The organism is Rapidithrix thailandica (assembly GCF_039710355.1).
Taxonomy (GTDB): Bacteria; Bacteroidota; Bacteroidia; order Cytophagales; family Flammeovirgaceae; genus Rapidithrix; species Rapidithrix thailandica.
Genome location: NZ_JBDKWZ010000003.1, coordinates 389,261 through 402,438, shown reverse-complemented (window position 1 = coordinate 402,438; position 13,178 = coordinate 389,261). Strand labels below are relative to the sequence as shown.

Below are 13,178 nucleotides of genomic sequence, written 5' to 3'. Positions count from 1 at the left end.
TGAGTGTTGAGCGAATTCAATCGTCTGATTCTTTCAATCTGCACTAAAATTTGCGTTAGTAACAAGTACAACAAGCTTATTCTCGTATCATGAAACCTCCTATTTTTTTAACTATACTTTTTGGTCTTTTCAGCCTTACCGGCATTGCTCAAGACGGAGTTGTAATTAATAATAAGGCTAAGTTTACCCCAACTGCAGAGGTGAGTTTGCATATCACGGCTCACAATGCCTTTGAAATGATGATTACCAATAATTTTGAATTTGAAGGAAGTGAGTGGCAACCTTTGCAAGCAAATGTAAAGTGGACCTTAGAAGAAGGGGATGGACGTAAAGTGGTGAGTGTGAAGTTTAAACGCAAGGACGGAAGCATTTCTACCATCTATACGGATGAAATTGTGTTGGATACTACCCCTCCTGAACTTGAACATTTTGAAGTGGATGGCAACACTTACATTAATTATACCCATGATGTCAAACTGCTCATCAAAGCCAGGGATGCCGAGTGGATTGCTGTCAGTAATACTCCTTCTTTTAAAAATCCCAAATGGCTTCCCTATACGGAAATTCTTCGTTGGGATCTGGCTCCAGGGCCGGATGGAACACGAACGGTTTATATTAAATTCAAAGACAAGTCAGGGAATGAAACGGAAATGTTTGAAGATGACATTATTCTGGATACAAAAGGACCTTCCGCTCAAACATTAGAAATCGTCTCCGAACATCTTATTCAAGACCCTGAAACGAAAAAGAAATATCTCAACCGGAACGATGTATTTGTCAATCTGAAAATAGAGGCTACTGACGCTGAGTTTATGATGATTGACAACTTCCAGTACTTCTATTCTACCCGTTATAGTTATTTTAAAAAAGAGCTGATCGATTGGGAACTTTCCGGAACCCTGGATGGAGAGTATACGGTCTTTGCGAAGTTTAGGGACAAAGCGGGCAATGAAACCGACATTATTCATGATAAGGTCATCATTGATACCGAACCTCCTTATACCAATCAAATCACCATTAATAAAAGTGAGCATTTTACCACCAGTGAACAAGTAGAATTACAGCTGTTTTCCAAGGATGCCAAAGAGATGATGCTCAGCAATTATGAAGACTTTCGAAATGCAGAGTGGGAACCATTCCAAGTAAAACGCAACTGGGAATTGGATGGGGAAGATGATATCAAGCAAGTCTTTGTCAAGTACAGGGATATTGCTTTAAATGTAAGTGAGCCGGTATCATCGGCCATTATCCTCGATAGGAAACCTCCGGAAAAAATGAAACTTGTGGTAAACAATGGTGATGAATCCACAGTCGTGCCACATGTATATCTTAGAACGTATGCCCAGGAGGCTTATCAAATGCAGGTAAGTATGAGTAAAAATTTTGAAGGAGAAGTTTGGAAAAATTACCATAACCGCCCTTTCTATTTTCCCATTCCTTTTACTCCCGGTACTTACTATTTTTATGCGCGTTTTCGAGACGAAGCGGGCAATATTTCCGAACCAGTCCGTAGCAGTATCATATTAGCCAACCCTCCTTTTGCACAAAAAATAAAAATAGATAACGATACCAAGTATTGTAGTCAGCCTGATAAGAAAGTGAAACTTTCCATATTTGCCAAACAAGCCAAAGAAATGAGGATCAGTGACAGGGCTGATTTTGAAGGTGCTCAATGGGAGCCTTTTGCTACTCAGAAAGATTGGGTATTGGAGGGTGAAGACGGGCATAAAGTGGTATATGCACAGTTTAAAAGTTTTACCAATCTCCCATCCGAAGCCGTGTTTGACGAAATTATTTTAGACCGTACCGCTCCTTACGATGCAGAGGTATTGTTGAATAATGGAGCCCGCAGTACTTTTTCAGACCGGGTTTGGTTGGAAGTAAAAGCACAGGAAGCAGACCTGATGCTAGTGAGCATGAACGAGGATTTTATGGGTGCACATTGGCAAGGGTATAATCCCAATCCTATCCGGGTGAAAATCGGAAACGATGGAGGGAAAAAAACAGTGTATGTCCGTTTTAAGGATGTAGTCGGCAACACTTCGAAAGTGTACAGTGCCAGTATATTGCAGGAGGTCCGGCCGGTGATGTGTAAAATGGAAATTGACCGGGGAGCCCTTTACTGCATTGATCCGGAAGGGTATGTTAATCTTTCCCTGGAAGCACGAAAAGCTTCGGAAATGATGATTAGTAACCTGGCTGATTTTACAGGAGGGGAATGGGAGCCCCTCCAAGAAAATAAACGCTGGAAACTGGATACTCAGGATGGAATAAAAGAGGTGTTTGTCAAATTCAGAAGCCATACCAAAACGGAGAGCCGAGCGATTTCCGGTAAAATTTACCTGGACCGTCAGGGACCTTCCGGTATGCAAATCATAGCGAGCCGGGATAAATGGGGGGCTTACCTGAATCCTAATAAAGTGCATGTACAAGTGGAAGCGAAAGATGCCCGTTTTATGCAAATCAGCGAAGCGTCCACTTTTGCCAATGCGCGTTGGGTTTCTTATTCCAACGTACGCTTTTCCAAGTCATTGACTCATGGCAATGGTCAGAAGTTTTTGTATGCCCGCTTTAAAGACCGGGCCGGAAATATTTCTAAAGCGGTGCAGACCACTGTCAATCTCGATCGTATTCCTCCGGAAAATAACTCCTTGGCTATACAAGAAGGAAAAGAACACACCAATACTGCAGACGTAAAATTGTTCTTGTATTCCAAAAATGCCACTCAAATGCGAATCAGTGACCATCCAAGTTTTAAGGGTGCTCGTTGGGTTGCGTATTCCGAAACGTATGATTGGAAATTAAAGGGAAGTGATAATTTTAAAACCGTATATGCTCAGTTTAAAGATGCTTCAGAGAATGTGACCAAAGCAACTTCTGCCCGCATTGAATTGGATAGGCAGGCACCTCAAAATATATCGGCAAGCATTACGGAAGGAGAATATTGCCGGAATGCCCAAGGAAAAATTACCCTTAACTTAAAAGCACTCGGAGCCACAAAAGTAATGTTGAGCAATACCGGAAGTTTCACGGATGGGGCTTGGGTGAAATACCAACCCAAAGTGTCATGGTATTTACAAGGCGAAGATGGAAGCAAACAGGTATTTGTAAAATTTGCCGATCAGGCAGGGAACGAAGCCGGACCGGTTGTGCTCAATATTACGTTGGACCGCCTCCCTCCTGCCGACTACCAACTGTTAATTGATAACGAAGCTGAATTTGCTACTCAACAGGATGTGATGCTCGCTCTGAATGCACATAATGCTCAGGAGATGATTGTTAGTAATAATGAACATTTCACTATGCCGGCACGTTGGGAGCCGTTCAGAAAGGAGAAAAAGTGGCGTTTAACACCCAATGATGAAAAGAAGATGGTATATGTAAAATTTAGGGACAAGGCTAAAAACGAATCGCCTGTGATTACCGCTTCCGTCAAATTGGATACGGAGGCTCCCGTATTATATACCTTTGAAATGAATGAAGGAGCCACAGCCGTAGATGGTACTCAGGTAACTTTAAATACCCATGTGAAAGATGCCAAATTCATGATGATTTCCAACAGTCTGGATTTTAGCAACAGCCAATGGGAACCCTACTTTGCTAACAAAGAATGGCAGCTTAACCCGGATGGAGGAATGCAAAGAGTATATATGAAATTAAAAGATGCTGCCGGTAATATCTCCCAACCTTTTTCTGCGAAGATTATGGTGTATATTAATTAGTGAATACAGAACTGCTGAATAAAAAAACTATAAAAAAGGGAGGTTGAATAAACCTCCCTTTTTTATAGTAAAGTGGTATTATTCTGTAATGGTTTTTACTTTTGAGTTTTATTTACAACTTGTATAAATACAAGAAGCAATTTTTATAAAGAGGCTATTATGAACAAAATTTTATTAACATTTCCTCTGTTAATTTTTTCATTGAACATGTATGCTCAGGAAAAAATCACCTGGCAAGAAGATTATCAGATTCAACCAGCATATTTTCAGGCTATTACACCCAAAAAGAGAATTGAAGGCAGTCAGCGGTTTTATATGGCTAGTATCGTGGATTTTAATTATGCCATGAATGCTTACCAATTTGCCTTTAAGAAAAATTTTAATTCCTATGTAACTGCCTTGTTTTACCCTGCTTCTTCCTGGTTGGAAGAAGGTGAACATACACAAGAATTAATGCAATTGGCACAAGTGTTTTTTGACGTAACGGAACTCCACGCACGGAGATTTAGAAAGCGCTTATATGAAGCTAAGAATTTAGGCTCCGGTAGCAATTTTTATAAAGAGGCTTATGATGAAATGATGAAGGAATATACAAAAGACCAAGCCACTTTGAATGCAGAATTGACCATGGATAATATTGCCGAAGTATGTGCCAAATGGCAGGAAAAAGTCCGGGCAGAATTGGACGTATTATCCGAATATTGCAAAGAATGCAAACCCAAAAAGCGTAAAAAGAAGAAAAAAAATCAGTGATTTTCAACGCATTTACTTGTGGGGAAAGGTTCTGAAAAATGCCGGAAACAATAGCGTTTCAGGCATTTTTTATATGCATAAGCCTATTCAAATCCAATCCGATTATACTGGAATTTATTAGTGAGCGGTGAGGATGTCTTTTGATGCAAAAAAGAAAAATGTTATGCATGCATAATAAATTTTACTATATTTGTTTTAGCACTTATCCTAATTAACTATCGAATGGAAGTTCAAGAGAACAAGAAACGCTCTGTAGACTTTAGTCTTAAAGCAACTTGGCTAGCTATTTCAAAAATGTACAATACCATTGGATCCACGTATGACGTGACACATTCCACTGGGTTTGTATTACTTAATATCGATAAGGAGTTTGGTACCCCCGCTACTAAAATCGCTCCTTTAATGGGTATGGAAGCCCGCAGTCTCACCCGGATGTTGAAAACGATGGAAGAGAAAGGGTTGATCAGACGGGTAGCAGATGAAAACGACAAGCGGAAAGTAATTATCAAACTGACGGAAGAGGGGAAAGTAAAACGGGAAATGTCCCGGCAAACGGTAAAAGCCTTTCACAGTAAATTGAAAGATGTGGTGACGGAAGAGAAGTTGGATGTGTTTTTTGAAGTAATTGAAAACATCAATAACCTCATCGAAAACCCACATAATGGCATTGCCGAGGAGTTATACCATCGATTAGCCGAATTGGCTATCGTTGACAAAGAAGTGTTGAAGAAAGAACGTGAACGGTTGACATCCATGAAACTTTTATAAGGAAATACAAGGAAAGATTCACAGATCAACACTAACTGTAAACTGTGTATTCACTCCTTTTCTGGAAAATAGATTTTTAATCATAAACAACCCTAAACCACTTTTTCACCATGAAAAATAGGACTATCCAAAGGGTAGCGGTATTAGGTTCGGGAGTCATGGGCTCCCGGATTGCTTGCCATTTTGCAAACATTGGCGTCCAGGTATTACTCCTGGATATCGTACCCAAAGAATTGACTGAAAATGAAAAAGCCCGAAGCCTCTCCCTGGAATCTCCTCAGGTACGCAACCGCATCGTCAACGATTCCTTACAATTTGCCCTCAAGTCCAAACCCTCACCCGTCTATCATAAAAAGACCTCTGATCTGATTACTACCGGTAATTTTGAAGACGATATGTCAAAAATTGCCACCTGTGATTGGGTAATAGAAGTTGTGGTAGAGCGCTTGGAAATTAAAAAGATCATTTTTGATAAGGTCGAGAAATATCGAAAACCCGGCACGCTTATTACATCGAACACTTCCGGAATCCCCATTCAGTGGATGAACGAAGGAAGGAGTGATGATTTCAAAAAGCATTTTTGCGGTACGCATTTTTTTAACCCGCCCCGGTATCTGCGTTTATTAGAAATCATTCCCGGTCCGGACACTGATCCGGAAATCATCAAATTTTTGATGCATTACGGTGATTTGTTCCTGGGTAAAGAAACTGTATTATGTAAAGATACCCCGGCTTTTATTGCCAATCGAATTGGGGTATATTCCATTCTCTCCGGGATGCATACCATTGAAACAATGGGGCTTTCCGTCAATGAAGTGGATAAATTGACCGGGCCTGTACTAGGACGGGCCAAATCTGCCACTTTCCGTACCATGGATGTAGTGGGCTTGGATACGATCGTCAATGTTGCCAACAACCTATATGCTGGTTTGCCCAAAGACGAATCCAAAGAGGTGTTCCAATTGCCTAAGATTGTCAAAGAACTCAGCGACCGCAAGTGGCTAGGAGATAAAACCGGTCAGGGATACTACAAAAAGACAAAGGATGAAAAAGGCAAACGCCTCATTCTGGAATTGGATCTGAATTCCTTTGAATATAAAGAAAAGTCCAAAGCAAAATTTGACATTCTGGATGAGGTAAAAGACATCGAAAATGTTAAAGACCGATTACCGAAACTGATTCATTCCAAGGGAAAAGCCGGAGAGTTTTACCGGGCTACCTTCTATGATTTGTTCCGGTATTGTTCATTCCGAATTCCGGAAATTTCTGACGAACTATATAAAATTGACCAGGCAGTATGTGCCGGATTTGGTTGGGAAGTAGGGCCTTTCGCTACATGGGATTTACTAGGTGTAAAAGCTACCGTAGAAAAGATGGAGCAAGCCGGACATAAACCCAATGCCTGGGTGTACGAAATGTTGGAAAACGGAGTGGACTCTTTCTATTCTGTAATCAACAATACCAAACATTATTATGACATTCCTACCAAATCGTACAAACCGGTACCAGGTACGGAAGGCTTGATTTTGTTGGACAACTTACGGAAAACCAGCAAGGTTTGGGAAAATGCAGGAGCTACCATTTTCGATTATGGAGAGGGCATTTTGGGAGTTGAATTCCATACCAAAATGAATTCGCTCGGAGCTGAAGTCATTCAAGGTATTAACACAGCTATTAACATGGCTGAAGAAAATTACAGAGGCTTGGTAATTGGAAACGAAGGGCAAAACTTCTCGGCAGGAGCCAACTTGGCAATGTTGTTTATGTATGCCTGTGAGCAGGAGTTTGATGAGGTGAATATGATGATTGATCAATTCCAGAAAACCATGATGCGGGCTCGTTACTCTTCTATTCCGGTAGTAGTAGCAACTTCTGGGATGGCTTTAGGCGGTGGGTGTGAATTGTCTTTGCATTCCGATGCTTTGCAAGCCCATGCCGAAACGTATATCGGTTTGGTGGAATTCGGAGTAGGGTTGATACCGGCCGGTGGGGGTACCAAAGAGATGACTCTCCGCGTATCGGACCGTACGGAACCGGGTGATGTGGAATTGAATGCCTTACAGGCGGCCTTTATGAACATTGCTACCGCCAAAGTGGCTACTTCGGCTCAGGAAGCATACGATATGCACATCATGCGCCCAAGCGACCGGGTGACTTTAAATAGAAAACGTTTGTTAGCAGATGCCAAAGCCAGAGCCATTGAATTGGCAGAAGCGGGGTATACGCAACCTAAACAACGTCAGGATGTGAAAGTACATGGAAAAGCGGGAATGGCGTTGTTTGAAGCGGGAATTACGGCGATGCTTTATGGAAATTATATCAGTGAGCACGATGCCAAGATTGCCCGGAAACTTTCTTATGTGATGAATGGCGGTGACCTTTCTCAACCGACACAGGTGTCCGAACAGTATTTGTTGGATTTGGAAAGAGAAGCCTTCCTTAGCCTAAGTGGAGAAAAGAAAACATTGGAACGGATTCAAAGTATTCTTTTCAAAAGAAAGCCTTTGAGGAACTAATGCCGGTAAAGTGGGAAGTGTAGTTTATGAATAGTAACTCACTTGTCAACCATCATTACATCATTCTATTTAAATACATTTTACCAAACTCAGATTCAACTCATGGAAGCATATATTGTAGCTGGATATAGATCTGCGGTAGGCAAAGCCAAAAAAGGAGGCTTTCGCTTTACCCGCCCTGATGACCTGGCAGCTGAGGTGATCAAACATTTAGTTAATTCTGTTCCGAATTTCGATGCCAAACGAGTAGACGACCTGATCGTTGGTTGTGCGGTGCCTGAGGCAGAACAAGGGATGCAGATGGGCCGGATGATCTCTTTATTGGCATTGCCAATGGAAGTACCGGGTGTGACGGTCAACCGTTATTGTGGCTCAGGGGTGGAATCCATCGCTATGGCCACCGCTAAAATCAAAGCCGGAATGGCAGATTGTATAATTGCCGGAGGTACGGAATCCATGTCATTGGTACCGATGCTAGGCCATAAAACTGTTTTAAACTACCAAATCGCAGAGAAAACTCCTGAGTACTATTTAGGAATGGGACTGACTGCGGAAGAAGTGGCCAAGGATTACAATATCACGCGGGAAGATGCTGATACATTTGCCGTGAAATCTCACGAGAAAGCCCTGGCAGCTATTCAGGCAGGTAAATTTAAAGATGAAATTGTACCTGTCAAGGTAACGGAAACGTATGTGGAAGATGGCCGGAAAAAGACCCGGGATTTTGTAGTGGACACGGATGAAGGACCGAGAAAAAGTTCTTTGGAGATTTTAACAAAATTAAGACCTGCTTTTAAAGCCAACGGGCAGGTAACTGCCGGTAATTCCTCTCAAACCTCGGATGGAGCCGCATTTGTAATGGTGATGTCTGAGCGCATGGTAAAGGAGCTGAACCTGGAGCCAATTGCCCGGATGGTGACGTATACTGCCGCCGGGGTAGACCCCAGAGTGATGGGGATTGGCCCGGTAGCAGCAGTGCCGAAAGCATTGAAGATGGCCGGCCTGTCTCTGAACGATATCCAACAAGTGGAACTGAATGAGGCGTTTGCCACTCAGTCATTGGCGGTAATACGGGAGTTAGGCTTGGAGCCGGATATTGTAAATGTAAACGGTGGCGCTATTGCATTAGGGCACCCGCTCGGCTGTACCGGGGCCAAATTATCCATTCAACTGTTTAATGAAATGCGCAGAAGAAAGCAGAAATACGGTATGGTGACGGCTTGTGTAGGGGGAGGACAAGGTGTGGCTGGAATTTATGAATTATTGCGATAAGCAAACGATATAACTACAACTATTACTTAGCATCTATGTATGAGAAACACCGGGGCTTAACGCTCCGGTTTTTTATGAGGTGTTGCTTCGAGGAAAAATCAACCGTCACATGCTTAGCGATTTTCACTTTACGTGAAAAAGTTTAAAAGATGTGGCAGATGATCTTGTATAATGAAAGCTTTTCAGGTGTTAAAAAAATATCTTATTGAGAATTCCTCTTCAGAAAATCCCCGACACTCTTTTTCCATTCTTCTCTGTGATTTCGTAAAAAACGGGTATGCCCCGAGTTGGGGAGTAAAAGCAATTCTTTTTTTCCTGACAGGTTTTCAAAGACGGCATCGGTTTCTTCACGTTTCACTTTATCATCTTTTTCTCCGTAAATCATTAAAGTCGGAATGGCAACATGAGCCGCATATTCTTCCGGATTGTGGTCAAATGCCCAAAAATCATTTTGTACACTTCCCCAGAATAATAATAAATCGGATAAAATAAAAGAAGGTACTCCTGTGAGTTCAAACCGGTTTTGAACTGCTTGTCGCAACGTTCCGAAAGGACATTCTAAAATAAGCCCATCGGCTTGTAGATCAGAAGACTCCATAGCCTTAAGAATGGCCGCGGATCCCATAGAAGTGCCAAAGAGAAAAACAGGTATGCCGGCAGCGTGGTTTTGAATGTATTGATAACTGGCAATAACATCTTTGGCTTCGTGAAAGCCAATGCTGGTGCTGTTTCCTTCAGAGCCTCCCGAACCGTAAAAATCTACCAATAGAGTGTTATAGCCCATCTTAAGAATTTCTTCGGCCTTGTTAATCATTCTGGATTTTTTGCCCCTGTAGCCATGAAACATAATAACAATCCCTAGAGGATTTTCAACTTGGCAATACCAGGCCTCCAGTTCGGCATATCCTTGAATATGTATGGTTTGATAGTTTTGTGAAGGGCTTGATCGGTTTTTAGGTCTGGAATTTTCAAAACCGTTAAATAATACTTTGAGCTTTTCGGACGGGGCTAAGCTGGTGATACGGGTGTGGGATTGTGGAGAATTAGTAAAGTGGGTAAACTGATAGGCATGATTGTACGCTATAAAGTTGATCAGGATCAAAAAGATAATGCCCCCTGAAAATACAGAATATTTAAATTTTTTAGACATGGATTGATGGTTTTGAGTATTGTATTGGATACATGCTCCCTTCGTCACACTTGATCCAGTCCCTTTCGCTTGTATTCCCCGATTTTTTTAAAGTGCGATGGAGAAAGCCCGGTTACTTTTTTAAATTGATTGGATAAATGTTGTACACTGCTATAACCAAGCTTCCAGGCAATTTCGCTCAACGTCAACTCATTGTAAATTAATAATTCTTTCGCCTTTTCAATCTTTTGAGCGATGTTAAACTTTTCAATAGTAGTGCCTTCAACCGATGAAAACAGGTTGCTTAAATACGAATATTCATACCCCAGTTTTTCTTCCAGAAAATGGGACAGGTTCTTATGTCCGGGTTTATCTTCACTTTGATAATGGACCAATTGGATAATAGAAGTCTTGATCCGGTTAATCAGCTTGGTCTTTTTATCATCGATCAATTCGAAACCCAGCGCTTCCAGTTGTTGGGTTAGTTGTTCCCGTTGTGCCGGGGATATTTCTCCGGAGATTTCAACTTCCCCTAAGGAAATATGCCGTACATCTAAATGAGCCTGTTCCAGTACTTGTCGTACCACCAGAATACACCGGTCACAAACCATATTTTTGATATGTAAGGAAGAAGTTATTGTTGGCATATGAAAAGTTACTGATTAAATAAGTGAAAGACAACTATGAAAAACCGGAAGAATGATCAGGCATTCTTCCGGTTGTATTCTTTTTTATCAGCTGATAAAAAGTTGTAAATATGCTTTTATATCGAAAACTAATTCACCACTTCTTTTTGAAGAGCCGCCCTTTCTAAGTTTTCAATATTAGTTTTCATCATAGAGATAAAATCTCCGGATACAGGTTTGTTACCACAAGGATTGAATACTACCGGTTTTACACCATGATCGTTCAAGGTATTTTGCGTTTCCTGGAGTGCTTCTCCTTCCCACAACATGATTTTAGCCGGGTGATGATGCAGGTTATGTTGAAAAGCTTCCCATTGTTCTTCTGAAGGTATTTGTCCGGGTTCCCAGTGTTCGCTGACAATTTTCAGCGCATATCCTTTGGCCAGGTATTGATACACCGGATGAGAGCCAAACAGATTTTTATCTTCCAATTGAGAAGAAAGAGATTGCATTTGTTCGTCTAATTGAACCAACTCCTTTTTCAATGTTTCGAAATTTGCCTCCAAGGCTTGTTTTTGATTAGGTAGTTTTCGGATCAAGGCTTCTTTTACGGCTTCTGCTTGTTGCAGTGCAAATTTGAAATTCAACCAAGTAGTGTTGGCAATTCCTTTATGTGTATGTTCTCCTCCCGGGCCGTGGCTATGGGTAATGGTTTCACCACTTTCGATGTACTGATGGTGGAAAGCGTCCGAAGTATTCACCAGTTTGGATTCCGGCAAGCTGACTTTCTTCATCCATTTGGCATACCCGGCACCGTTCGTTAAGATTATATCGGCTTGTTGGTACAACTCCACGTCTTCTACTTCGGGTTGCCAATAAGCGGGGTCCGCATTTTCTGCCACCGGATAAATCGTTTCGATCAGGTCACCGCCAATTTGCTGTGCAAAATAATGTAACGGGTAATTCACCGAAGCCACTACGGGCGTTTTATTTTCTGGTGTGTTGTCAGCAGTTTCTTGCTTTTGTTTCTTTTTACAAGAATAAAAGGATACACCAATCAATAAGAATAAAAAAATACGTTTCATATGATTTAACGAGGTTTGTGTCAGACAAGAAAAGAGCAGGTTGTCTGTTAGTACTCTTGTCATCTTGTCCCTATAATTTGTGATCGGTACAAATTTACAAAACATACAGATTGATAAAGTCCTCCACAAAGAATCCGGTGAGAAAATATCCGGAAAACGCAATACAAGTACTTAATACCAGCACAATGATAATTTCCAGACTAAGCATTTGAGCCACTTTGCGCTTACTGGAACCTAAAATACTAAAGGTCAATAGTTCCTCCTGTCGCAACCGGATAGACAATGCCAGTATTAATCCCAAAATACAAACGGTGGCTAAACCCACCAATACAAACATGGCATTGAACAACTGTTTGATCCGGAAAATACTTTGTAGCAAGTGATTGACAACTTGTTGGGGAACCGCAATTTGATGGGGTAATTCCCCGGAGACAAACCGTCCCCGGAGTAGCGTAGCCGATTTTTGATCATGAGGAACCACAATGACGGAAGTAATGGGATAAGTATTCATATCTCCGTGAAAATGAAAACTATTCCGGTTTTTCTCATTGATCTCATTGTACAAATACAGTTTGGCATTTGCCTTTATATTATTTTTATCCACCTCTAAAATAAGTGAAGGATCTTCTACCTTTACCATATCTTGATGCCCATGGCCCAAACCTTGAATGATCCAGGTGGTTTTCAAATCGGTAAAAACGGCTTGATCATCCGGAGAGTCTGAGGGTGCCAATACCCCTACGACTTTCATTTTGAGCGGATACACTCCTGCCAGATCAAAAAAACTTTGGGGAGAAGAAATCAGGCTATCACCCGGTTGCAGGTCCAACGTTTCTGCTACCGTAGCCCCTATTACACACTCCCCCAATAAACTTAAGTTTCTACCTTGTAAGAGAGACAGTTTACGAAAGTGAAAATATTCTAAGGTTGTACCTACAATAGGAAAATTTTGAGCTGTAAACACCGAATACAAAGGAATACTGATTCCTAATCCGCTTTGATTTAGTTGTTGTGCGGTATGGTAATTAACCGTTTCAATTTCTTCTTGTTGAAAGTACAAAGTATTGATCACCAAGTCCGTAGGACTTCCTTTTGCCCCGACAAGTAAAGGCGTTGCCTTGGCCCGGTTCATCAGACGCTGTTCACTTTCGTGAATAAGTTTTTGTAAACCATTGGGTAAAAATAAAATGACACCCAAGGAGAAGGCCAATACCAGTGTCCGGTATTTGTAAAATTTCAAATATTGTAGAGCCAGGTATAAACTTTGGAACATAGTTGTTAGCATCAAATAGGGTTCCCGTGTTAAC

9 protein-coding genes are annotated in these 13,178 nt (G+C 41.4%); 5 read left to right on the top strand and 4 right to left on the bottom strand.

Going from position 1 to position 13,178, the window contains the following annotated elements:
- The first annotated feature begins 89 nt into the window (after window positions 1-89).
- From AAG747_RS07260 to AAG747_RS07240, 5 genes are all read left to right on the top strand, one after another.
- Window positions 90-3,722, top strand: a complete 3,633-nt coding sequence (locus AAG747_RS07260; protein WP_346820486.1) for a hypothetical protein — start codon at window positions 90-92, stop codon at window positions 3,720-3,722.
- 159 nt (window positions 3,723-3,881) lie between these two features.
- A complete protein-coding gene (locus AAG747_RS07255) occupies window positions 3,882-4,475 on the top strand; it encodes a hypothetical protein (protein ID WP_346820485.1) in 594 nt (197 codons plus the stop codon).
- Between the two features lie 222 nt (window positions 4,476-4,697).
- Window positions 4,698-5,243, top strand: coding sequence for a MarR family winged helix-turn-helix transcriptional regulator (locus tag AAG747_RS07250; RefSeq protein ID WP_346820484.1), 546 nt, complete (start codon window positions 4,698-4,700; stop codon window positions 5,241-5,243).
- Window positions 5,244-5,353: 110 nt separating this feature from the next.
- Complete coding sequence (locus AAG747_RS07245; protein ID WP_346820483.1) at window positions 5,354-7,759, top strand: 3-hydroxyacyl-CoA dehydrogenase/enoyl-CoA hydratase family protein; 2,406 nt, start codon at window positions 5,354-5,356, stop codon at window positions 7,757-7,759.
- Between the two features lie 102 nt (window positions 7,760-7,861).
- The gene (locus AAG747_RS07240) at window positions 7,862-9,031 is read left to right on the top strand and encodes an acetyl-CoA C-acyltransferase (RefSeq protein ID WP_346820482.1); all 1,170 of its coding nucleotides are present in this window, start codon (window positions 7,862-7,864) and stop codon (window positions 9,029-9,031) included.
- A gap of 202 nt (window positions 9,032-9,233) precedes the next feature.
- Here the strand turns inward: AAG747_RS07240 and AAG747_RS07235 are convergent, their stop codons facing one another.
- From AAG747_RS07235 to AAG747_RS07220, 4 genes are all read right to left on the bottom strand, one after another.
- A complete protein-coding gene (locus AAG747_RS07235; protein ID WP_346820481.1) occupies window positions 9,234-10,181 on the bottom strand; it encodes an alpha/beta hydrolase in 948 nt (315 codons plus the stop codon).
- Between the two features lie 44 nt (window positions 10,182-10,225).
- A complete protein-coding gene (locus AAG747_RS07230) occupies window positions 10,226-10,807 on the bottom strand; it encodes a helix-turn-helix domain-containing protein (protein ID WP_346820480.1) in 582 nt (193 codons plus the stop codon).
- Window positions 10,808-10,935: 128 nt separating this feature from the next.
- Window positions 10,936-11,871: a metal ABC transporter substrate-binding protein gene (locus tag AAG747_RS07225; protein WP_346820479.1), complete on the bottom strand. Its 936-nt coding sequence runs from the start codon at window positions 11,869-11,871 to the stop codon at window positions 10,936-10,938.
- A 94-nt stretch (window positions 11,872-11,965) separates the two neighbouring features.
- A complete protein-coding gene (locus AAG747_RS07220; RefSeq protein WP_346820478.1) occupies window positions 11,966-13,144 on the bottom strand; it encodes an ABC transporter permease in 1,179 nt (392 codons plus the stop codon).
- Between the last annotated feature and the right edge of the window lie 34 nt (window positions 13,145-13,178).

Bases quoted from the DNA above. Each gene is read 5' to 3' on its own strand.
- AAG747_RS07245 (WP_346820483.1), top strand. From the start codon at position 5,354: ATGAAAAATAGGACTATCCAAAGGGTAGCGGTATTAGGTTCGGGAGTC.
- AAG747_RS07225 (WP_346820479.1), bottom strand. From the start codon at position 11,871: ATGAAACGTATTTTTTTATTCTTATTGATTGGTGTATCCTTTTATTCT.
- AAG747_RS07235 (WP_346820481.1), bottom strand. From the start codon at position 10,181: ATGTCTAAAAAATTTAAATATTCTGTATTTTCAGGGGGCATTATCTTT.
- AAG747_RS07220 (WP_346820478.1), bottom strand. From the start codon at position 13,144: ATGTTCCAAAGTTTATACCTGGCTCTACAATATTTGAAATTTTACAAA.
- AAG747_RS07260 (WP_346820486.1), top strand. From the start codon at position 90: ATGAAACCTCCTATTTTTTTAACTATACTTTTTGGTCTTTTCAGCCTT.
- AAG747_RS07240 (WP_346820482.1), top strand. From the start codon at position 7,862: ATGGAAGCATATATTGTAGCTGGATATAGATCTGCGGTAGGCAAAGCC.
- AAG747_RS07230 (WP_346820480.1), bottom strand. From the start codon at position 10,807: ATGCCAACAATAACTTCTTCCTTACATATCAAAAATATGGTTTGTGAC.
- AAG747_RS07250 (WP_346820484.1), top strand. From the start codon at position 4,698: ATGGAAGTTCAAGAGAACAAGAAACGCTCTGTAGACTTTAGTCTTAAA.
- AAG747_RS07255 (WP_346820485.1), top strand. From the start codon at position 3,882: ATGAACAAAATTTTATTAACATTTCCTCTGTTAATTTTTTCATTGAAC.